General features: G+C 71.1%; 19 protein-coding genes. 9 read left to right on the top strand and 10 right to left on the bottom strand.

The genetic code is table 11. From position 1 onward, the window contains the following. Window positions 1–64: 64 nt before the first annotated feature. Together glp and galU are read right to left on the bottom strand one after the other, a co-directional pair. Entirely contained in the window at window positions 65–1,375 is a 1,311-nt protein-coding gene (gene glp, locus IE140_RS18130) for a molybdotransferase-like divisome protein Glp (RefSeq protein ID WP_032766872.1), read from the bottom strand. Between the two features lie 4 nt (window positions 1,376–1,379). Next, window positions 1,380–2,282: a UTP--glucose-1-phosphate uridylyltransferase GalU gene (gene galU, locus IE140_RS18135; RefSeq protein WP_006125284.1), complete on the bottom strand. Its 903-nt coding sequence runs from the start codon at window positions 2,280–2,282 to the stop codon at window positions 1,380–1,382. A gap of 93 nt (window positions 2,283–2,375) precedes the next feature. Between galU and IE140_RS18140 the strand changes: the two genes are divergently transcribed. Further along, window positions 2,376–2,987 (top strand): 5-formyltetrahydrofolate cyclo-ligase, encoded by a 612-nt coding sequence (locus tag IE140_RS18140; RefSeq protein ID WP_093436361.1) that lies wholly within the window; start codon window positions 2,376–2,378, stop codon window positions 2,985–2,987. A gap of 73 nt (window positions 2,988–3,060) precedes the next feature. Here IE140_RS18140 and IE140_RS18145 read toward each other — a convergent pair whose 3' ends face one another. Beyond that, entirely contained in the window at window positions 3,061–5,805 is a 2,745-nt protein-coding gene (locus IE140_RS18145; protein ID WP_093436363.1) for a penicillin acylase family protein, read from the bottom strand. Window positions 5,806–6,083: 278 nt separating this feature from the next. Between IE140_RS18145 and IE140_RS18150 the strand changes: the two genes are divergently transcribed. The 6 genes from IE140_RS18150 (at window position 6,084) to mscL (ending at window position 12,165) form a co-directional block, all read left to right on the top strand. Continuing rightward, entirely contained in the window at window positions 6,084–7,664 is a 1,581-nt protein-coding gene (locus IE140_RS18150) for a potassium/proton antiporter (protein ID WP_229826842.1), read from the top strand. 389 nt (window positions 7,665–8,053) lie between these two features. Continuing rightward, complete coding sequence (locus IE140_RS18155; protein ID WP_128806166.1) at window positions 8,054–9,334, top strand: MFS transporter; 1,281 nt, start codon at window positions 8,054–8,056, stop codon at window positions 9,332–9,334. 66 nt (window positions 9,335–9,400) lie between these two features. After that, complete coding sequence (locus IE140_RS18160; RefSeq protein WP_032766860.1) at window positions 9,401–9,742, top strand: FmdB family zinc ribbon protein; 342 nt, start codon at window positions 9,401–9,403, stop codon at window positions 9,740–9,742. Window positions 9,743–9,861: 119 nt separating this feature from the next. Further along, window positions 9,862–10,770, top strand: coding sequence for an S-methyl-5'-thioadenosine phosphorylase (locus IE140_RS18165; protein WP_175468645.1), 909 nt, complete (start codon window positions 9,862–9,864; stop codon window positions 10,768–10,770). 226 nt (window positions 10,771–10,996) lie between these two features. Then, window positions 10,997–11,518: a hypothetical protein gene (locus IE140_RS18170; RefSeq protein WP_229826843.1), complete on the top strand. Its 522-nt coding sequence runs from the start codon at window positions 10,997–10,999 to the stop codon at window positions 11,516–11,518. Window positions 11,519–11,631: 113 nt separating this feature from the next. Beyond that, window positions 11,632–12,165, top strand: a complete 534-nt coding sequence (gene mscL, locus IE140_RS18175) for a large conductance mechanosensitive channel protein MscL (RefSeq protein WP_093442861.1) — start codon at window positions 11,632–11,634, stop codon at window positions 12,163–12,165. A gap of 34 nt (window positions 12,166–12,199) precedes the next feature. Here the strand turns inward: mscL and IE140_RS18180 are convergent, their stop codons facing one another. From IE140_RS18180 to IE140_RS18205, 6 genes are all read right to left on the bottom strand, one after another. Then, window positions 12,200–12,424, bottom strand: a complete 225-nt coding sequence (locus tag IE140_RS18180; protein WP_006125294.1) for a hypothetical protein — start codon at window positions 12,422–12,424, stop codon at window positions 12,200–12,202. A 61-nt stretch (window positions 12,425–12,485) separates the two neighbouring features. Then, a complete protein-coding gene (locus IE140_RS18185; protein ID WP_006125295.1) occupies window positions 12,486–12,881 on the bottom strand; it encodes a hypothetical protein in 396 nt (131 codons plus the stop codon). Then, window positions 12,878–13,651 carry a QcrA and Rieske domain-containing protein gene (locus IE140_RS18190; RefSeq protein WP_150197113.1) on the bottom strand — a complete coding sequence of 258 codons (774 nt, stop codon included), beginning with the start codon at window positions 13,649–13,651 and terminating at the stop codon, window positions 12,878–12,880. The genes IE140_RS18185 and IE140_RS18190 overlap by 4 nt, the downstream gene beginning before the upstream one ends. Further along, entirely contained in the window at window positions 13,648–14,250 is a 603-nt protein-coding gene (locus IE140_RS18195; protein WP_010059620.1) for a 4Fe-4S dicluster domain-containing protein, read from the bottom strand. Before IE140_RS18195 ends, IE140_RS18190 begins: the two co-directional genes overlap by 4 nt. Window positions 14,251–14,255: 5 nt before the next feature. Then, window positions 14,256–16,583: a molybdopterin oxidoreductase family protein gene (locus tag IE140_RS18200; protein WP_093442865.1), complete on the bottom strand. Its 2,328-nt coding sequence runs from the start codon at window positions 16,581–16,583 to the stop codon at window positions 14,256–14,258. After that, a complete protein-coding gene (locus IE140_RS18205) occupies window positions 16,580–17,689 on the bottom strand; it encodes an MFS transporter (RefSeq protein WP_150198836.1) in 1,110 nt (369 codons plus the stop codon). The genes IE140_RS18200 and IE140_RS18205 overlap by 4 nt, the downstream gene beginning before the upstream one ends. 458 nt (window positions 17,690–18,147) lie before the next feature. On the opposite strand from IE140_RS18205, the gene IE140_RS18210 reads away from it, so the two are divergent. After that, window positions 18,148–19,233 (top strand): P1 family peptidase, encoded by a 1,086-nt coding sequence (locus IE140_RS18210; protein WP_150197476.1) that lies wholly within the window; start codon window positions 18,148–18,150, stop codon window positions 19,231–19,233. A gap of 231 nt (window positions 19,234–19,464) precedes the next feature. Then, complete coding sequence (locus IE140_RS18215; protein ID WP_093443895.1) at window positions 19,465–20,220, top strand: DUF6227 family protein; 756 nt, start codon at window positions 19,465–19,467, stop codon at window positions 20,218–20,220. Between the two features lie 47 nt (window positions 20,221–20,267). On the opposite strand, the gene IE140_RS18220 is transcribed toward IE140_RS18215, so the two are convergent. Beyond that, on the bottom strand, window positions 20,268–21,842 hold the full coding sequence (locus tag IE140_RS18220) for an MFS transporter (RefSeq protein WP_373296176.1): 1,575 nt from the start codon (window positions 21,840–21,842) through the stop codon (window positions 20,268–20,270). Window positions 21,843–21,877: the final 35 nt, after the last annotated feature.

Below are 21,877 nucleotides of genomic sequence, written 5' to 3' on the forward strand. Positions count from 1 at the left end.
TCGGACCCGGAGGGGTTCCCCCGGAAGGCACGGCGGCAGATACCGTACCGCCACCGGGCGGCGGTCAGCGGAGCAGGACCACGTCCGTCTCCGTGCCGGGCTCGACCGAGGTGACGTCCTCGGGCACCACGATCAGCGCGTCGGCCTGGGCCAGCGCGGCGATCAGATGCGAACCGGAACCGCCGACCGGGGTGACCGTGCCCGCCTCCGCGTCGTAACGGCCGCGCAGGAACTGGCGTCGGCCGGCCGGGGAGGTGAGTGCCTTGTCGGAGCTGAGCTCGGCGCGGGCCGTGGGGCGGTGCACATCGGGCAGGCCCATCAGGGCGCGGATGGCGGGGCGGACGAACAGCTCGAAGGAGACGTAGGCGGAGACCGGATTGCCCGGCAGGGCCAGCAGCGGGGTGTGGTCCGGGCCGATCGAGCCGAAGCCCTGGGGCTTGCCCGGCTGCATGGCGAGCTTGCGGAACTCGACCCCGCTGCCCGGCTCGTCCGCGTCGCCGACGGAGGACAGCGCCTCCTTGACGACGTCGTAGGCGCCGACGCTGACGCCGCCCGTGGTGACGACGATGTCCGCGCGGATCAGCTGGTCCTCGATGGTGGCGCGCAGTGTCTCGGCATCGTCGGCGACCGCGCCGACCCGGTAGGCGATGGCTCCGGCATCCCGGGCGGCGGCGGTCAGCGCGAAGCTGTTGGAGTCGTAGATCTGGCCGCCCGTCAGCCCTTCGCCGGGCTGGATCAGTTCGCTGCCGGTGGACAGGACGACCACGCGGGGCCGGGGCCGTACGACCACGGTGGAGCAGCCGATCGCCGCGAGCAGCCCGATCTGCGGCGGGCCGACGACCGATCCGGCGGCCAGGGCCAGCTCGCCCGGCTCGACGTCGCTGCCGCGCTCGCGCACATGGGCGCCCGCCGTGACAGGACGGTGGACGCGAACCTCGCCGGTGGCGCCCTCCGGCGCGTCGGCGTGGGCGCGCATCCCCTCGGCGGGGCCCTCGCCCGTACCGCCGTCCGTCCACTCGACCGGGACCACGGCCTCCGCACCGGCGGGCAGCGGGGCGCCCGTCATGATGCGGGCGGCCTGTCCCGGTCCCACGACCTGGTCGTCGGCGAGCCCAGCGCTGCCCGCGGCGACGTCCCCGATGACGGTGAGAACCGCGGGGAACTCCTCGCTCGCGCCCTCGACATCGGCGACGCGGACCGCGTAACCGTCCATGGAGCTGTTGTCGAAGGGCGGCAGGGCCACCTCCACGACGACGTCCTTGACGAGGACGCAGCCCTGGGCGTCGGGCAGCTGCAGCTCGATGGGCTCCAGCGGCCTCACCGAGGCGAGGATGTCGTCCAAGTGCTCGTCGACGGACCAGATCGTGCTGCTCACGGGGCTACATCTCCTCAGCGACGTACTTGCGCAGCCAGGTCCGGAAGTCCGGCCCCAGGTCTTCACGTTCGCACGCCAGTCTGACAATGGCGCGCAGATAGTCGCTGCGGTCGCCGGTGTCATAGCGGCGGCCCTTGAAGACGACGCCGTGCACGGGGCCGCCGATCTTCTCGTCCGCGGCGAGCAGCTGGAGCGCGTCGGTGAGCTGGATCTCGCCGCCGCGGCCCGGCTCGGTGTGTCGCAGTATGTCGAAGACCGCGGGGTCCAGGACGTACCGGCCGATGATGGCGAGGTTGCTGGGGGCGTCGGCCGGGTCGGGCTTCTCGACCAGGTCGGTGACGCGGACGACGTCGCTGTCGACGGTGGCGTCCGCGGCGGCGCAGCCGTACAGGTGGATCTGCGCGGGGTCGACCTCCATCAGCGCGATGACGCTGCCGCCCTCACGCTCCTGGACCTCGACCATCCGGGCCAGCAGCGCGTCACGCGGGTCGATCAGGTCGTCGCCGAGCAGCACCGCGAAGGGCTGGTCGCCCACGTGCGGGGCGGCGCACAGCACGGCGTGCCCGAGGCCGCGGGGGTCTCCCTGGCGCACGTAGTGCATGGTGGCCAGGTCGCTGGACTCCTGGACCTTGGCGAGGCGTTCGGCGTCGCCCTTGCGGGTGAGCGCGGACTCCAGCTCGTAGTTGCGGTCGAAGTGGTCCTCCAGGGGGCGCTTGTTGCGACCGGTGATCATCAGTACGTCGGAGAGGCCCGCCGCGACGGCTTCTTCGACGACATACTGGATGGCCGGCTTGTCGACGACAGGCAGCATCTCTTTCGGAGTGGCCTTCGTGGCGGGCAGGAACCGGGTGCCGAGACCTGCTGCCGGGATGACGGCCTTGCTGATCCTGGAGGGCGACTGAGTCATGTGCCGACCTTAACGGGTGCACACGGCCGGAAGCTGATATTCCGGTTAACTTCGTCCTTAAATATGCCCATACGAGAATCGTGCGAGTCACCGATGAACACCGACAAGTCCGGAAAGGCGTCCGAGAAGGGCTCCCTGCGGCGTGAACTGCTGGCCGCACGGGCCCTCCTGACGAAGGAGGACGCGATCAGGACCGCCGCGGTTCTCGCCGAGGCGGCGCTGGGCCTCCCCGAACTGGCCGACGCCCGTACGGTCGCCGCGTATGTCTCCGTGGGCCGCGAACCGGGCACCCGCGCCCTCCTGGAGGCACTGCGCGGGCACGGCGTGCGGGTGCTGCTGCCGGTCCTCCTGGCCGACAACGACCTGGACTGGGCGGCCTACGAGGGCCCGGCCCATCTGCTCCCGGCCGGACGGGGGCTCCTGGAGCCGGACGGACCGCGCCTGGGCCCCGCCGCCGTCCTCGCCGCCGACGCGGTACTGCTGCCCGGCCTGGCGGTGGACGGGGCGGGGATGCGGCTGGGGCGGGGCGGCGGCAGCTACGACCGGGTGCTGGCCCGGCTGACGGCCGCCGGGGCACACCCGTCGCTCGTCGTGCTGCTGTACGAGAACGAGGTGGTCGCGCGGGTCCCTGCGGAACCGCACGACCACCCCGTGGACGCCGTGGTCACACCGGCCGGAGCGCGGCGCTTCGTGAACCCTTCCTAGAGGGCCTACGGTTTCAGCGTCAGCGTGTCGACCTGGGGCCTACGGTTTCAGCGTCAGCGTGTCGACCTGGGGCCTACGGTTTCAGCGTCAGCGTGTCGACGGTGGACGCGTCGACTGCTTCTGCCCCGAAGGACCAGTCGAGCAGTTCGCCGTCGACCCACTTGTCGGTCTGGTCGGTGTAGTGCGCGTTGAACGCGTGCCCGGAGGCCCCGCTGAGGTTGATCCAGCGGGACTTGTCCCACTCCCCCACGTTGACGACCATGCGCATCGACGGCACCCAGACGACCTCGTAGCCGCTCGCCGCGTTCCAGCCGGTGGCGTTGACCGCCGCCTCGCCGCCTCCGAGGTTCCAGGGGCCGCGGTTGAGCGCCCGCTGGAGCAGGCCGGGGCCCTCGGTGCCGAGCGTCTGGTTCTTCAGCGTGAGCCGGTGCAGCCGGCCCCAGCTCCAGGTGGAGATGTTCTTGCCGAGCTTGGCGGTCAGCTCCCAGCGGGCGTCCTCCATCGCCCGGGCGAACAGGTCGTCCCGGTTCTCCAGGGCGTCCTCGCGGCCCCGGGCGGGCGCCTTCCACCACTCGTTGTCCTGGTCGCCCACGATCTCGCGGACCACCTGGAACCAGCGGTCGCCGCCGTCCGGCTGCGCCGTGTCGCCGTCGCGCTGGCCGCACTCGCGGACGAGCTTCCTCTGCTGGTCGGCCGGGCCGCTGTTCTTGGCGGGCGGCACGTTGATGCAGTCGCCCTCGACCCGCATCTCCTTGGGCAGCTTGTTGCCGAAGGCGAGCTTCAGGATGTTGCGCCAGACGCCGTTGAAGTACGCGGCTGCGGCCGAGTCGGGCTCCTGGGTGTAGTCCCAGCCCTCCAGCAGCTTCTGGGCCTCGCGGACGCTCGGGTCGGGGATGTTGATCTTCTTCAGCTCGGGCACCAGCAGCGCGGCGATCTCGCTGAAGTTGTCCATCTGCAACTTCTGCATGTCATCGGTCGAGACCTTCTCACCGCCCTTGATCTTCTGGGCGAGGAGGTCGTTGATCCGCTGGCTGCGGGCACCGTAGCCCCAGTCCTTGGTCAGGAGGTGGGGGTACTTCTTCTCGTCGATGACGGCCTGGTTGGCGGTGACGATGTAGCCGCGGTCCGGGTTGTACTCGTAGGGCAGCTCGTCGAAGGGGATGTAGCCCTTCCACGCGTACTTCGGGTCCCAGCCCGGCGCCGGGACCGTACCGTCGAAGCCCGCGGAGCGGACCGGGATCTTTCCGGGGGCCTGGTAGCCGATGTTGCCCTCGGTGTCGGCGTAGATGAGGTTCTGCGAGGGGACCTCGAAGTTCTGGGCCGCCGCCCGGAAGGTCGTGAAGTCCTTGGCCCGGTTGATCGCGAAGACGGCGTCCATGGACTTGCCGGGCTGGAGCGCGGTCCACTTCAGCGCCACCGCGTAGCCGTCGGCCCGGTCGGGGGCGGCGTTGCTGACGGGGGCCTTCTGGCCGACCTTGTCCAGTTCCTTGCTGCGGTCGGAGACCAGGGGGCCGTTGTTGGTCTCGCGGACGGTGATCGTCCGGTCCTTGCCGCCCGCGACCTTGATGGTCTCCTCGCGGGTCTTGAACGGCTTGGTCTCACCGCCGTACAGATAGCCGTCGTCGGAGACCTTCTCCAGGAAGAGGTCGGTGACGTCGGCGCCCAGGTTGGTCAGCCCCCAGGCGATGTCCTGGTTGTGGCCGATGATCACACCGGGCATGCCGGAGAAGGTGTAGCCCGCCGTGTCGTACTGGCAGGTCGCCGAGAGCTTCCGGCAGTGCAGACCCATCTGGTACCAGAGGGAGGGCAGCATCGGCGCGAGGTGCGGGTCGTTCGCGAGCAACGCCTTGCCGGACGTGGTGTGCGCGCCACCGACGACCCAGGAGTTCGAGCCGATGCCGTTGCCGTTCGGGCCGAGCAGCGCCGGGATCTCGTCGAGGGTGTCGGAGAGCGCGGCGAGCTGGGTGGTCAGGCCCTCGCCGGCGCCCTGCGGGGTCGTGGAGCCGATACTGTCCGCCGGGGTCGCAGCGGGGTCGAACTTCCCGGTCACCGGCGAGATCGCGCCCTGCTCGACGATCGGCTTGTGCTGCTTGTACGGATAGCCGGGGTACAGGTCCTCGATCTGGTCCTGGTCGAGGCGGCTGGTCAGCAGCGAACGGTCGATCTCGTCCTGCATGTTGCCGCGCAGGTCCCAGGCCATCGCCTTGAGCCAGGCCACCGAGTCGACCGGGGTCCACTCACCGGGCTTGTAGTCGTTGGTCAGGCCCAGCGCCGCGTACTCGACCGAGATGTCCCGGCCTTCCTTGCCCTTCAGATACGCGTTGACGCCCTCCGCGTACGACTGGAGGTTCTTCTTGGTGCTCTCGTCGAGCACCTCGTCGTACTCCTTCTGCGCCACCTGCCGCCAGCCGAGCGTCCGGAGGAAGGCGTCGGTCTCCACCTGCCCGGAACCGAACATCTCGGAGAGCCGGCCGGACGTCATGTGGCGCCGGACGTCCATCTCCCAGAAGCGGTCCTGGGCCTGGACGAAGCCCTGGGCGCGGAAGAGGTCGGCGTCGGAGTCCGCGTAGATCTGCGGAATCCCGTAGGAATCGCGTTTGACCTCGACGTCGCCGGAAAGGCCGTCGAGCGTTATCGACCCGGTGGTCTGCGGGTACGAGGCCCGCACCGTGGACACGGACCAGTACGCCCCGTACCCGACACCCGCGACGAGCGCCAGCACCAGGACGAGCACGAGCAGGCGGGCGCGCCGCCCCTTCTTCCTGCCGGGCTTCTTCGCGTCGGAAGGGCCGGAAGAGTCGGTTGTGTTGGCGGGCATCGCTGTCCTTCGAGGGGGCAGGGTGGTCCTGGGAGTGCAGGAGCAACCATAGGCGCAGCGGAGAAGCCACTCGGACGCGGTATAGGGATGCATCCATTTGCGTCTTCCTCGTACGAACACTCGAAGCCGTCAAGAAGTCGTTAACGATTAGGTAAGGTAACGAAGTACTTGACTGCCGGGGGCCGATCCGGCAGGCGCACGCAGGGAAGGAACGGACCCTGACTGTCCACGCGCTCAACGAACTCCTGCTCGTCTGCTCGCTCGTCCTGCTCGTCGCCGTGGCGGCGGTACGGATCTCCTCGCGCAGCGGGCTCCCCAGCCTGCTCCTGTATCTCGGCATCGGGATCGCCCTGGGACAGGACGGCATCTTCGACGTCAAGTTCGACAACGCCGAGTTGACGCAGGTGATCGGCTACGCCGCCCTGGTCGTCATCCTGGCCGAGGGCGGACTCGGGGCGAAGTGGAAAGAGGTCAAACCCGTCCTTCCCGCCGCCGCGGTGGTCTCCACCATCGGCGTCGCGATCAGCGTGGGCATCACCGCCTCGGCAGCGCACTACCTCGTCGGCCTGGACTGGCGCCAGGCGCTCATCATCGGCGCGGTCGTCTCCTCGACCGACGCCGCGGCCGTCTTCTCCGTGCTGCGCAGGGTGCCGCTGCCGCCCCGGATCACCGGTGTCCTGGAGGCCGAGTCCGGCTTCAACGACGCTCCCGTCGTCATCATGGTCGTGGCGCTCTCCGTGGTCGGCCCGGTCGAGCACTGGTACATCCTGGTCGCGGAGATCGCGATGGAGCTGGCCATCGGCGCCGCGATCGGCGTCACGGTGGGCTGGCTGGGATCCCTCGGGCTGCGGCACGTGGCCCTGCCCGCCTCCGGCCTCTACCCGATCGCCGTGATGGCCATCGCCGTCTCGGCGTACGCGGCGGGCGCCATGGCCCACGGCTCCGGGTTCCTCGCCGTCTATCTGGCCGCGATGATCCTCGGCAACTCCAAGCTGCCCCACTGGCCCGCCACGCGCGGTTTCGCCGACGGGCTCGGCTGGCTGGCCCAGATCGGCATGTTCGTGCTGCTCGGCCTGCTGGTCACCCCGCACGACCTGGTCGACGACTTCTGGCCGGCCGTCGTGGTGGGCCTGGTGCTGACCATGGTGGCGCGGCCGGTGTCGGTCTTCCTCAGCCTCGCGCCGTTCAGGCTGCCGGCCCGCGAGAAGGCCCTCATGTCCTGGGCCGGGCTGCGCGGGGCGGTGCCCATCATCCTGGCGACCATTCCGATGGTGTCCGGGGTGGAGGGCAGTACGCGCATCTTCAACATCGTCTTCGTCCTGGTCATCGTCTACACCCTGATCCAGGGCCCGACACTGCCCTGGGTCGCGAACAAGCTGAACATCGCCGAGGACCCGGCCGAGGCCGACGACCTGGGCATCGAATCCGCCCCGCTGGAGCGGCTGCGCGGCCATCTGCTGTCGGTCGCCGTCCCCACGAAGTCGAAGATGCACGGTGTCGAGGTCAGCGAGCTCCGGCTCCCGGCCGGCGCCGCCGTCACGCTGGTGGTCCGGGAGAACCAGAGCTTCGTGCCCTCCCCGGCGACGGTGCTGCGGCGCGGGGACGAGCTGTTGGTGGTGGCCACCGACCAGGTGCGCGACCGGGCGGAGGAACGCCTGCGGGCGGTCGCCGAGGGCGGCAAGCTGGCCGGCTGGCTGGGCACGGGCGGATCCCCCGCCGCCGGAACCCCCGGCGCCACGGGCCCCCAGGGCGGGTCGGCCATCCCTCAGGCGATGAAGCTGGCCAAGAAGCTCGGCGGCGCCGGTGCCGACACCCGTACCGGCGTCAACGGGAGCGGCGGCACGAAGACCCGCCCCTGAGCGCCTTCAGAGGTGACGCCCAAGGTGCCGCCTTCAGGGGTGACGCCCAAGCTGTCGCCTTCAGAGGTGACACCCAAGGTGACCTGCGACGAACGCGTCGTAGATCACAGGCTGATACGGAAGCCCTGTGCGCAATCACAGGCGCACAGGGCTTCCTGCCTGTACCATGAAGGCAAACCTGAACGACCAACTCTGTCTGATGCAGAGCTGGCGCGACCGTATGGCGGTCGTGGTGTCTCTTCGCCCGGCGTTTCTTCGCCGCTTGCAGCGAGTCGCCCGGCATCTACCGCAGTTCCGCGCGAAGAGGACAGCTCTCGGCCGCTTCCGTCCGGCCCGCCCCACAAGGGCGCCGGGAAGCAGTGCCACCAGGCGGCAGAAAGGCAAGGACCGTGGCGACCACGGTCTCCGACCGCCCCGGATACGGGCAACTGCTGCGCACCCCCGGTGCGTGGACCTTCCTCCTCCCCGGCTTCGCCGCACGGCAGCCCTTCGCGATGCTCACCATCGGCATCGTCCTCCTCGTGCAGCACACGACCGGCTCGTACGGCAGCGCGGGCGCCGTCGCGGCGGTTTCCGGCGTCTCCATGGCGCTGTTCGCCCCGCAGAGCGGCAAACTCGCCGACCGGTTCGGCCAGCGTGCCGTCCTGGTCCCCGGGGTCCTGCTCCACGCCGTCTCGGTGAGCGCCCTGACCGCCCTGGCACTGGCGGACGCACCTCTGTGGGCGCTGTTCGCCGCCGCCGTGCCGACCGGTGCGTCGATCCCGCAGATCGGTCCCATGGTGCGGGCCCGCTGGGCGGCGATGCTGGGCGCGACCCCCGACCGGCCCGCCTCTCCGCTGATGTCCACCGCGGCCGCGTTCGAGTCGGTGACGGACGAGTTCACGTTCGTCCTGGGCCCGGTGATCGCCACCGCGCTGTGCACCGGCGTGCACCCGGCGGCCGGCCTGATCACGGAAGCCGCCCTGACCCTGGTCGGCGGCCTCCTCTTCGCCGCGCAGCGCGCCACCCAGCCCGCCCCGCGCGCCAAGGCCACCGCCGCCGAACCGCACGCCTCGGCGCTCTCCGTTCCCGGCGTGCGGGTCCTGGCCGTCACCTTCCTGGGCATCGGCGCGGTCTTCGGCGGGATGCAGGTCTCGCTGACCGCGTTCTCCGAGGAGATCGGCCACCCCGGTGTCAACGGGGTCCTCTACGGGATCTTCGCGGCGGGCAACATGCTGGCGGGCATCGCCTGCGGCGCCATCGCCTGGAAGAGCAGCCCGCGCCGCCGCCTGATCGTCGGGTACGTGGCGCTGACCCTGACCGCGTCCGGCCTGTGGGCCGTGCACTCGGTGCCGCTGCTGGCCGGACTCGGTCTGCTGGTCGGCCTCTGCATCGCCCCGGCCCTGATCAGCGGCTACACCCTGGTCGAGGCGCTGGTGCCCGCCACCGCCCGGACCGAGGCCTTCACCTGGCTGACGGGCGCGGTGGCGCTCGGCCAGGCGGCGGCCGTCACCGTGGCGGGGCGACTCGCCGACGCCCACGGCGCGAGCACCGGATTCCTGGTCCCCCTGGCCGGAACCGCACTGGCCCTGATGACCCTGCTCGCCCTGCGCTCCCGGCTGACTCCGACGTCCCAGGGACGCACGGTGGCACGTGGGATCGGTCACCGCGAGCCGGTCACGGTGGACTGATCCGACGGAATACGTCAGTATGGAGCGTCGTTAGCACTCATTGAGTGAGAGTGCCAGGAGGAGCAAGTGCCGACCTATCAGTACCAGTGCACCGAGTGCGGCGAGGGCCTCGAGGCGGTGCAGAAGTTCACCGATGACGCCCTGACCGTGTGCCCGAGCTGCGACGGACGCCTCAAGAAGGTGTTCTCCGCGGTCGGCATCGTCTTCAAGGGTTCCGGTTTCTACCGGAACGACAGCCGCGGCTCCTCGTCGAGCAGCACGCCGGCGTCGTCGTCCTCGAAGTCGTCCGACTCGGGTTCGTCCTCGTCGTCGACGGGCTCGGACACGAAGTCGAGCGCCTCGTCGTCCGCCTCCTCGTCGTCGGCCCCCGCGCCGGCCTCGTCGTCGAGCGGTACGTCGGCCGCCTGAGCCCGCGTACGCCCCACCTGCTTTCTCGCCCCACCTGCTCTTCACCGGACCCCGCCGAGACCGCTCGGCGGGGTCCGGGCGTTTCCCCGGGCCGGCGCCCCTGCGGATACGGTGACCGCATGGTGAACGCACATACGGAAACGAACTCCGGTACGCGTACGAGTACGGGTGCAGGTACGGGCACGGCGGGGGCCGAGGGGTCCGCGGAGATCGGTGTCATCGGCGGCTCGGGTTTCTACTCCTTCCTGGAGGACGTCACCGAGGTCGCCGTGGACACCCCCTACGGCAAGCCGAGCGACTCGGTCTTCCTCGGCGAGCTCGCCGGCCGCCGGGTGGCCTTCCTGCCCCGCCACGGACGCGGCCACCACCTGCCGCCGCACCGCATCAACTACCGGGCCAACCTGTGGGCGCTGCGCTCCGTCGGGGTCCGGCAGGTGCTCGGGCCGTGCGCGGTGGGCGGGCTGCGGCCGGAGTTCGGGCCGGGCACCCTGCTCGTCCCCGACCAGCTGGTGGACCGCACGAAGACCCGTGTGCAGACCTATTACGACGGTGAGACCCGGGCCGACGGGACCGTGCCGAACGTCGTCCACCTGGGCTTCGCCGACCCGTACTGCCCCGAGGGCCGCAAGGCCGCGCTCGCGGCGGCCCGCGGACGGGACTGGGAGCCGGTGGACGGCGGCACCCTGGTGGTGGTCGAGGGCCCCCGGTTCTCGACCCGCGCGGAGTCGCGCTGGCACGCGGCGATGGGCTGGTCCGTCGTGGGCATGACCGGGCACCCCGAGGCGGTCCTCGCCCGGGAACTGGGGCTCTGCTACACCACGATGACCCTGGTGACCGACCTGGACGCGGGGGCCGAGGCGGGCGAGGGCGTCTCCCACGAGGAGGTGCTCCAGGTGTTCGCGGCCAATGTGGACCGGCTGCGCTCGGTGCTGTTCGACGCGGTGGCGGGGCTGCCGAAGAGCGAGAGCCGCAACTGCACGTGCGCCCACGCACTGGACGGGATCGACACGGGGATCACGCTGCCGTAGGAGGGGCGGCTGCCGCGCGGGCACGGCGGAACTCACCGATCGGGTGACGGAGTTGTCCACAGCACGGAGGCTGTCCACAGGGCTCAGCGGGATCTGCTGGAACAGTGGAAAGTGAGGGGAGTCCGGCCGGGTCACACCGGCCCGGACTCCCCTTTCCCTTGCGCGATTCCTGCGCGTTTCCTTGCGCATGTTCTCGCGCTCGTCCGCACTGATCCCAGGTGGTGCCATGTCCACTTCTCCCCCTCCCCTCCCCTGTCCCGCCCCGGTGCCCGCGCCGTCCCGGGTGGGGCCGTTCGGCCCCCTGCGGGTGCGGGGCGGTGGCGCGGACCGGCTGCGGCGGATGCTGCGCCGCCAACGGCGTGCGGCGGCCGCGGGGCTCGCGCTGGCGGGCGCCGCGCTGGCCACCACGGGCCTGAGCAGCGCCGACGGAGGGGCCGGCCCGCCGGACGATCCGCCGGGGGCGGGCCGGGCGCCGGTGCGGCTGGTCTCCGCGCCGGTCCGGATCGCGGATCCGGAGACGGTACGGCTGCTGCGGCCGGGAGACCGGGTCGATGTGATCGCGGTGGGCGATGCGGGCGGCGACGACGCGCGCGTGGTGGCCCGAGGGGCGCGGGTGGCGAAGGTGCCGCCCGCGTCGACGGGGACCGGGGCGCTGGTGGTGTTGTCCGTGGAGCGGCCGACGGCGACGGCGCTGCTCGGCGCGGGCACTTCGGGGCGGCTGGCCGTGGCGGTGTCCGATGCGAACTGACGTTCCGTCACCGCCCCCGTGCGAATCAGCGGATTGGACAGTACCGCCTTCTCCCGCCTTGGGTGGTGGAGCAGTTCGCTTCCCTCACCGTCCATGCGAAAGAAGGCTCATCCGTGAGCGAGAAGAAGGTCAGTCTGCTGGAGGGCTTCAAGGCCTTCCTGATGCGCGGCAATGTGATCGACCTCGCGGTGGCGGTCGTCATCGGTGCCGCTTTCACCAACATCGTGAACGCGGTCGTCAAGGGCATCATCAACCCCTTGGTCGGCGCGTTCGGCACGCAGGACCTGGACAACTACAGCTCCTGCCTCCAGGGCCCGTGCACCACCGACCCGAAGACCGGGGAGATGGACGGGATCGAGATCCTGTGGGGCTCGGTGCTCAGCGCCACCCTCAGCTTCCTGATCACCGCGGCCGTCGTGTATTTCCTGATGGTGCTGCCGATGGCCAAGTACCTGGCCAGGCGGGCGGCGATGCAGGCCGCCAAGGAAGGTGTGCAGGAGACGATCGAGGTGAGCGAGCTGGAGGTGCTGAAGGAGATCCGCGACGCCTTGGTCGCCCAGCGCACCGGTGGCGCGCCCGGGCCGTCCTCGGGCGGCACCCCGGGCGGGGCCGACGGGACTGCCGCCGGCCCGCGCGAGGACCGGTAGCCCTCCGGAAGGCCGCTCAGGTCCGGAGGGTCGCTCAGATGTGGTGGGGCGGCTTCTCGTCCAGGAAGCGCGCGAGGTCCGCGGCGCTGTTGCCTGCCGGAGGCCGCTCACCCCACCCCTGGTCCGTATCGTCCGCGGACTGCCGGTCCAGCGGATCGTCGAAGATCAGAACCGGTTTGGGCTTCGGTTCCCGGTGCGGCTGCTCCTGTGGCTGCTGCTGCTTCGCATCACGCGGGCTGGGGGCGGGGGCGGCGCTCATGTCTCCAGGGTACGGCGGCTCACCACGGGGGGTGAGCCGCCGCGGGGCCGGGCGGCGGGCGTCAGCGGTCCTTCGGGTCGACGAGCCACAGGCCGAGCACGACGAGGAACGACAGGCAGAGGAAACCGGCCCCCCACCAGGCCGTGCCGGTATTGCCCTCCATCCACTCGTCGATCAGGATCGTCAGCCCCCAGAGCTGGCCGATGACGACGGACATGGCCAGGGCGAGGCGGGCGGTCAGCTTCGAGGAGCGCTCGGGGTTCTGGTCGGTGCCCGCGCCGGGTCCGGGGCCGGTGTGCCGGACGCGGGGGTCCCCGTATCCGCTGGTGGGGCGGATCTGCGGGTACCGCTCGTGGACGGGCCGGTTCAGCTCGGGGTCGGCGCTGCCGGGGTGGTAGGCGGGGTAGTGGCTGCCCGGGGGCGGCAGCGGCTGCTCGGGGTGCGGGGTGTCGCTCATGCCCGCCCGCCCGGGTTCTCGACGGTGGCGGACGTGGCACCGGTGGTCCGGGGTGCGCCGCCGGTCCGGGGTGCGGGCCGTTCACCGGTGGTCCGGTTCCGGGTGCGTAGCCCGGCGGCCCGGGGCGGGGACTCGGCTCCACCGTCGATGCCCGGGCAGCCGATACGGGCGGCGAGTTCGGGGCGTTCGCCGCCGAGCTGGCGGCAGAGGCCCTCCTCGATGCTCTCGCCGGACCGGGTGGTCCCCACGGCCCAGACGCTTCCGTCGTCCTGCTCGATGACCACGACCTTGGGCAGCCCGCGCGGCGGCGGGCCCGCGGTGACCTCTCCGGACCGGGCGTCGAAGACTCCCTCGTGGCACGGACAGTACAGCTCGCCCTCGGTGCCCCGGTCCTTGCGCCAGAGCACGGCGCAGGCGAGGTGGGTACAGACGGCGGAGTAGCCGACAAGGGTGCCGTCGTCGAGACGGACGGCGACGGCCCGGTCCTCCTCTCCGGGGTAGCGGAAGGCGATCGATTCGCCGGGCAGCAGCCCGCCGGCGATGCGCTTCGGCTCGGGGGCCTTGCCGTCCTCGCCGTCACCGTGGCGGTGGAGGATGCCCGCGGCCACGCCGATACCGCCGACGGCGAGTCCGCCGGAGACGGTAGTGACGATCCGGAGGTAGTCCCGCCGGGTGGTGAGGGAGTCGGCGGCGATCCGATCCTGGAGCGCCTCGCGCGGGTCTCCCCCGGCGGGGTGCTCGCCGCCCGGCTGCTGGTCGGTGACGCTCATCGGCGGACGTCCTTCCCGTTGATCTCGACGACGGGAAGACCGCCGGGCACCGGCCACTGGACCCGTTCGGCGGGGACGACCATGGCCACACCGGTGCGGACCTCCGTCTCGCCGAAGACGAAGGTGTCGGCGACCTGGACGCCGGGGCGCTCCGCCTGGAGCTCCTCGACGGTGCCGTAGAAGAGCGCTCCGGTCGGGCAGACGGTGGCGCACATGGGGGCGAGGCCGTAGGCGGTGCGGTCGTAGCAGAGGTTGCACTTCATCTGCAGCTTCGCCTGGAGGTCGATCTTCGGTACGCCGAAGGGGCAGGCGTTGACGCAGTTGGAGCAGCCGATGCAGCGGGTGGTGTCGGCCTGCTGCACCACACCGTCCGCGGTCACCAGGATCGCGTCGGCGGGACAGACCTCGGCGCACGGGGCGACCGGGTCCTCGCAGTGCATGCAGACGGTCGGAAGGGAGGCGACGGACTGGCCCTCGTCGGTGTAGTCGAGGTGGATCATCGATTTGCCGCGGTGCGAGTCGCATTCGCGGCAGGCGGAGACACAGGCCTGGCAGCCGATGCAGCGCCCCGGGTCGATGAAGATCGTTCTGCCCATCACGGGCCTCAGCTCCTCTCCGAGGTGCCACGGCCCTGCGGGGCCGTGGGAGGCAGCGGGTCGGTTCGGGAGACCTGGGTCTCCGGGTAGGCGACATGGCCGGGGGCGACCGGCGGGGCGGGGACCTCGTCGATCCGCTCGGCGTGCTCGATGCGGCAGGCGCACACCTTGTACTCGGGGATCTTGGAGCGGGGGTCGAGGGCGTCGATGGTGAGGGCGTTGGCCGCGGTGGGGACGGGCCAGTGGTACGGGACGAACACGGTGTCGGGGCGGATCGCCTCGGTGACCAGGGCGGGGAAGACCTCGCTGCCGCGCCGGGTGACGACGCGGACGGGTTCGCCGTTGCGGAAGCCGTGGGAGGGGTGGATCTCGGCCCAGGGGCGCGGGGTCTGTTCGACGAGGGCGCCGAGCCTGCGGGTCTGGTTGCCGGAGAGGAAGTGGGCGACGGTGCGGCCGGTGGTGAGGGACATGGGGTGCTCGTCGTCGTACGGGTCCATCGGCGGGTGCCACTCGACGACCTGGAGGTGGATCCTGCCGTCGGGGTGGTAGGTCTTCCCGTCCTCGAAGAGCCGGGGGGTGCCGGGGTGGTCGGTGGCGGGACAGGGCCAGGCGATGCCGCCGGTCTCCTCCAGCCGTTCGTAGGTGATGCCGTAGTAGTCGTTGACGGTTCCGGCGGAGGCGATGCGCAGCTCGTCGAAGACCGACCGGGAGTCGGGGAAGTCGAACTTGTCGCCCGCGCCGAGGCGGCGGGCGAGTTCGCAGATCACCCAGGTGTCGGTCCGGACGCCTGGCGGCGGGTCCTGGGCCTTGTTGTGCTTGACCACGCGGGCTTCCGCGTTGGCCATCACTCCTTCGTCCTCGGCCCAGGTGGTGACGGGGAAGACGACATGGGCGTTGGCAGCGGTCTCGGAGAGGAAGAAGTCGAATTGGGCGTGGAACTCGGTGGTGTCGTACCCCTCCTTGACCACCCGGTAGTTGGGCAGGGAGACGAAGGGGTTGTTGCAGATGCCGATCAGACCGCGGATCTCGCGGCGCTGCATCTGCCAGACCATTTCCATCATGGAGGTGCCGGCGGGCGGGAGTTCGGACTCCTCGATGCCCCAGATCTCGCAGATCTGGCGACGGTGTTCCTCGTTCATGATGGAGCGTCCGCCGGGGAGGAGGTCGGACTTCTGGCCGTGCTCGCGGCCGCCCTGCCCGTTGCCCTGGCCGGTGATGGTGCCGTAGCCGGCGCCGGGCTTGCCGATGTGGCCGGTGGCGGTGCAGAGGTTGATCACGGAGAGGCAGTTCTCGACGCCCTGCGAGTGGTGTTCGATGCCCCGGGCGTGCCAGGCCATGGCCTTGGGGGCGCGGGCGAAGGCCCGGGCGACCTGGACGATCTGCTCGGCGGGGATGCCGCAGATCGCGGCGGCGCGGGAGGGCGGGTACTCGGCGGCCTTGGCCTTCAGCTCCTGCCACCCGGTGGCGTGGTCGGCGAGGAAGTTCTCGTCGGTGAGCCCTTCCTCGATGACGACGTTCAGGACGGAGGTGAAGAAGGCGGAGTCGGTGCCGGGTTTGAGGGCGACGTGGATGTCGGCGGTCCGGGCGATGGCGGTCTCGCGCGGGTCGACGACGATGAGGGTCGCGCCGCGGTCCCGGGCTCCCCAGACGTACTGGGTCATCACGGGGAAGCACTCGCCGACGTTGGACCCTGCGATGAGGAGGCAGTCGGTGAGGAGGATGTCGGAGAAGGGGTTGCCGGCCCGGTCGATGCCGAAGGCCAGCTTGTTGGCGCCCGCGGCGCTGACCATGCAGAGGCGGCCGTTGTAGTCGACGTGCCGGGACTTGAGTGCTACCCGGGCGAACTTGCCCACCAGATAGGTCTTCTCGGAGAAGAGGCTGGCCCCGCCGAGGAGGCCGAAGGCGTCGTTGCCGTACGCCTGCTGGATGCGCCTGATCTCGGAGACGGTGAAGTCGAGCGCCTCCTCCCAGGAGACCTCGCGGAACTCCTCGTCGCGGGAGCGCCGCATCAGCGGGGCGGTGAGCCGGTCGGGGTGGTTGACCTGCTGGTAGGCGTTGATGCCCTTGGGGCAGAGCCGCATCCGGTTGATGTCGTGGTTGCGGGGTTCGACGCCGAAGACCTTGCCGCCGTGGTCCACGCGCAGATACATCCCGCACTGGACGCCGCAGAAGCAGCAGTGGGTGGGGACGAGCGTCTCGCCGTTCTGGTCGGCGTGCCACCGGTCGGCCGGGATGCCGCCCGCGTCCCGGAAGGCGCGAGTGCCGGGCGGGGCGAGGGAGGGGTCCAGGGGGATGAAGGTGCGGCGGTCGGCGGCAGCTCGCGGATCCGCGGTCACTTGAAACCTTTCTTCACATGGGAGAGGTAGGCGCTGCCGCGCAGCACCCGCTTGCAGCGCGGGCAGTATTCGGCCCAGGCGTCGAAGTCGAGGCTGAGGTCTCGCATGGTGCCGCGCAGGTTCTCGGCATAGGGCCCGGTGTCGATGGGTTCCTGGCAGCGGCGGCAGGCGAACACCTCGTCGTCCTTGCGGCCGGTGTACTTGAACAGCTGCATGCCGACCGCGGCCGGGCGCTGGACGATGTGGAAGAACTTGCCGAACGGGATGTAGATGAGGGTGAAGACCACCGACACCATGTGCAGGATCGCCAGGAACTGGTAGCCGCCGCCGTGCAGGAAGACCGAGGAGAAGGTGAGCAGCAGGCCGGTCACGGAGATGACGATGAGCGCGATCAGCGGCACCAGGTCGTAGGCGAAGCGCTGGCCGGTGATGGCGCCGCGGTCCTTCATCCGGCGCCACAGGAAGTACGAGGCGCCGAGGATGACGAGGACGGCGGCGATGTCCAGGCCGTGGAACATCAGCCAGCCGAGCAGGTTCAGGGAGTCGAAGCCGAGGATCTTGAATCCCCAGATCCGCATCTCGTAACCGGGCCCTGAACCGGTGCTGGAGGTGAAGGTGAACCAGCCCCAGGTGAGCGGGAAGGTGATCAGGGCGGCGAGGACGCAGCCCCAGAAGATGAGCTGGTGAGCGGCCCAGCGGGCGTGGGAGCGGGCCCCGAGGAACTTCTGGAAGCCGAGGTAGGTGGCGATCATCCTGGGCAGGGCGGTGGGGGCCCTGCGGAAGTTCTCCATCGAGAAGAGGCTGCGCCAGCCCTGTTTGAAGAGGCGTCGGGCGCCGGGGGCGGAGATCCAGACGGTGTAGCGGTAGGCGACGCCGAAGGCGAGGAAGACCGTGGCCACGGCGTACGGGAGGAGGGCCGAGTCGAAGTTGCGGAGCATACGGCTGCCGAGCACGATCGCGAGGATCAGGAGGGCGGAGACAATCACTCCGGCGAGCGTGGCCCGGGTGGTGACGGACCGGGTGCCGGTCGGCGCGGGAGGCGTCGCCGCGGGTTCGCCGGGGGCGGGGGGCTCGGCTGCTGCGGTGGCTTCTGAGGGCTCGGTCACCCGGCCACCGTAGGACTGTTTGAGCAGATTTAACCCGTTTTGGGGGGTGAGAGGGTGAGCGGGTCGCCCGGACAGTCGCAAGGACCGCCTTGCCCGGGCGGGCTTGCGTGAGCTGCTCGTCGGGCGGGCTTGCGGGGGCGGGGCCTGCGCCTTGCGGAGGGCCGGGTTCGCGCGCGGGTCGGGGCCTGCCCGGGCGCGCTTGCGCGGGGCGGGCTTGCGCGGGGCCTTGCACGAGGCGGGCTTGCCCGGGCGCGCTTGCGCGGGGGCTTGCGCGGGGCGGGCTTGCGCGGGGTTCCGCGCCTTGCGGAACGCCGCCTCGCGCGCCCCATGTCCCGGGGCCGCGCCCCGGCCGCTCGTCGGGCAGGGGCCGGCGCACCGCTTGTGGCTCGCCGGTACGTTCGAGGTGTAGCGGTCCGTGCTCTTCGGCGGGCCTCGATTCCGACCGGAGGAGCCGGACGATGACGCGCGAGGACAAGGCCCCCGAACTCCCGCCCCTGCTGGACGCGCTGACCGATGTGGCCGGCATCCGCGTCGGCCACGCCGAGGTCGCCGGTGCGGGCGCGCTGAGCGGTACGACGGTCGTCCTGGCGCCGGAGGGCGGGGCCGTGGCAGCGGTGGACGTACGGGGCGGCGGGCCGGGTACGCGGGAGACGGACGCGCTGGACCCGCGCAACCTGGTGCAGCGGGTCGACGCCGTCGTCCTCACGGGCGGCAGCGCCTTCGGGCTCGACGCCGCGTCCGGCGTGATGGCGTGGCTGGAGGAGCAGGGCCGGGGCGTCCGGGTCGGCCCCGGGCCCACCCGGGTGGTGCCGGTCGTTCCGGCCGCCGCCCTCTTCGACCTGGGCCGGGGCGGCGACTGGCGGGCCCGCCCCGACGCGTCGACCGGCCGCGCCGCGGTGGAGGCCGCGGCTGCCGCGGCCCCCGGGGAGCCGTTCGCCGAGGGCTCGGTGGGCGCGGGCACCGGCGCGGTGGCCGGGCAGCTCAAGGGCGGCATCGGCACGGCGAGCGCCCGCCTCGCCTCCGGCGTCACGGTGGCCGCCGTCGTCGCGGTCAACGCGGCGGGCTCGGTGGTCGATCCCCGGACCGGGGTGCTGTTCGGGGAGTACGGGGCCGGGGAGCCGCCGGTCCACCCTCCGGCCGGGGTCCACGCGGCGGCGGAGCGGCGTCTCACCCAGGAGCAGGAGGCCATGGAGGCGGCCGGGGGCGGGGTCCCGCCGTTCAACACGACGATCGCGGTCGTCGCCACGGACGCCGACCTGACCCGGGCGCAGGCCCAGAAGCTGGCGGGCACCGCGCACGACGGCCTGGCCCGCGCGGTGCGCCCGGTCCACATGCTGACCGACGGGGACACCGTGTTCACCCTGGCCACCGGGCAGGTGCCGGTGGAGCCGGGGAACCCCGTCGCCGTCAACGAGATCCTGGCGGCGGGCGCCGACGTCCTGGCGCGGGCCATCGTGAAGGCGGTGCGCGCCGCCCGGAGCACCGACGGCCCGGGCGGCACGTTCCTCTCGTACACGGAGTTGTACGGAGCCCGGATGCGTTGAGACCACGGCGCCGGGAGGGAGGGCGCGCGGTGTGAGCCGGGGGCGCGCGGGCGGCCGACTCACCGTCCGCGCAAGGGAGTTCCTCCCAACCGCCCGAAATGCACCGGGAACAGGCGGGGAACTTTCGGCCTGCGCCTTACGTTTTCATCCAACCCCGGTCACGATGTCGGACCCAGGGACTACGTTAAGCACGCACCGAGTAACACGCGGCGACGGCCTGGAGACACCACCTTGAGCGATCCGTACGAGACAACCGAGCACCACCTCGACCGACTCCTGCGACGCGCCCTGAACTCCTTCGACCTTCCCGACAGCACGGTCGACCGCCTCGGCACGGCGCTCGCCCACAGCAGTTCGCTGCACTCGTCGCACCACAGCTCCGTGCTGCACCGCGAGACCTACCGTCACACGTATCTCCTCGCCGACGGCTCCGCCCTCACCCTGTGGGAGCTGGTGCACAGCGGCGGCCGGGACGTGCGGAGCCCGCGCCGGCACGAGCTGTACGACGACGAGGGCGACGCCCGTATCGCCGCGTCCCGGCTGGCCGGGAGCCTCTCCGACTCCCCGGCCTTCGGCGACGAGGGGATGCAGGAGGCGCAGGGCGACCTGGAGATGCTGACGGTCCTGATGTCCGCCCCGCCGGCCCCGCTCCCCCGGACGTACGCCCCCGACAATTCCGCGGACCACGCCCGCCGCGTGCTGCGCCGGGCGGAGAACGCGGACCGGCCGGGCGAGGAGAGGGCTCGGCTGCTCCGGGCCGCCTTCGCCCACCACATCACCCAGATCTTCGGGCGGCAGTGCGACGTCGACGGCCGGCCCGCCGGATTCACGCTCTACGAGCACGCGTTCCTGCTGCTGGACGGCAGCGAGACGAGCCTGTGGGAGGTCGAGCACACGGCGACGCCCGACGGCCGTCACATGTGCGAGGTGTACGAGGACGAGCGCACCGCCCGCGCGGCGATGGAGAGCCGCACCCGGATCTGCTGACCCGAACCACAGATCAGCCCGAACCACAGGTCAGCCCGGACCACAGGTCAGCTCGCGTCAGCCTCCGTGTTCACGTCGTCCTCCCCGTGGGCGCGCGGCCGGGCGGGCAGCGCGAACATCACCAGGAAGATCACCGAGAGCACCCCGGCCACCCACCACAGCGCCCCCTGGAACGCGTCGACGAACGCCGGGCCGACCGCTTCGGGAGCCAGCCGGTCGCCGATCGCGCCGAAGAAGACGACGGACACCAGGCCGAGGCCGAGCGCCGTCCCCATCTGCTGCACGGTGTTGATCAGGCCGGACGCCGAACCGGCATGCTCCTTGGGTACTTCGGAGAGGACCGTGTCGGTCAGCGGAGCGACGATCAGCCCCATCCCCACGCCCATGACCACCAGCGGGACGGCCATCTGCCAGGAGCTGATGCCCATGCCGTACTGCTCGCTCTCCCAGAGGTAGATCAGCAGCCCGGCGATCATGAGGAGCGCACCGGCCTGGAGGACCTTGCGCCCGAAGCGGGGCACGAGCTTCTGCACGGAGATCCCGGCGGCCACCGAGACGGCGACGGAGAAGGGGATGCCCGTCACACCGGCGCGCAGCACGCTCCAGCCGAGGCCCGTCTGCATGTAGAGGGTCCAGACCAGGAAGAAGATGCCGAGGCCGACGCCGAAGGTCAGCTGCACGGCGATACCGGCGGCGAAGCTCTTCACCCGGAAGAGGGACAGTTCGATCAGTGGCGAGCCGTCGGTCAGGGCCTTTCGCCGCTGATGGATCACCAGCGCCGCGAAGACGAACAGGCTTCCCACCATCGAGAGATGGCCCCACAGCGGCCAGCCCAGTTCGTGTCCCCGGGTGAGCGGATAGATGAGCATCAGCATCGCCAGGGTGATCAGGGCGACGCCGGGCAGGTCGAGACGGACCGCCTTGGGGGCCCTGGACTCGGTGATGAACTTCGCGCCGAGGATCAGTCCGGCAATGCCGACGGGCAGGTTGATCAGGAAGATCGGCCGCCAGCCGAGCCCGAAGAGGTCCCACTCGGTGAGCAGGGCGCCCAGCAGCGGACCGGAGACCGCGCCGAGGCCGACGACGGCACCGAAGAGTCCGAAGACCTTGCCCCGCTCGTGGGCCGGGAAGGTGGCGTGCACGATCGAGAGGACCTGGGGCACCATCAGGGCCGCTGTCGCGCCCTGGAGGATGCGGGCGGCGACCAGTATCTCGGGGTTGGGCGCGAAGCCGCACAGGGCCGAGGCGAGCGTGAATCCGCCGATGCCGATGAGGAAGAGCCGCTTGCGCCCGTAGATGTCGCCGAGCCGGCCGCCCGTGATCAGCCCGGCCGCGAACGCGAGGGCGTAACCGGCGGTGATCCACTGGATCGCGGAGACGGAGGCTCCGGTCTCGCGCGTGATGCTGGGGATCGCGATGTTGACGATCGTGACGTCGACCAGGTCCATGAAGGCCGCGGTCATCACGATGGCGAGCGCGAACCAGCGACGCCGGTCGGCCGGTGCGGGCACGGGGGCGGGCGCGGTCACAGGCTCGGATGCGACCGGCGTCTTCACCGATCCGGGCGACGTGGGCGGTGCGAGCTGCGATGCCGCGGGCTGCGGCGGTGCGGAAGAAGGCATGGGGAAAACCTAGGCATCCATTAGGTCAGATCATG

The organism is Streptomyces parvus, assembly GCF_014648875.1.
Taxonomy (GTDB): domain Bacteria; phylum Actinomycetota; class Actinomycetes; order Streptomycetales; family Streptomycetaceae; genus Streptomyces; species Streptomyces parvus.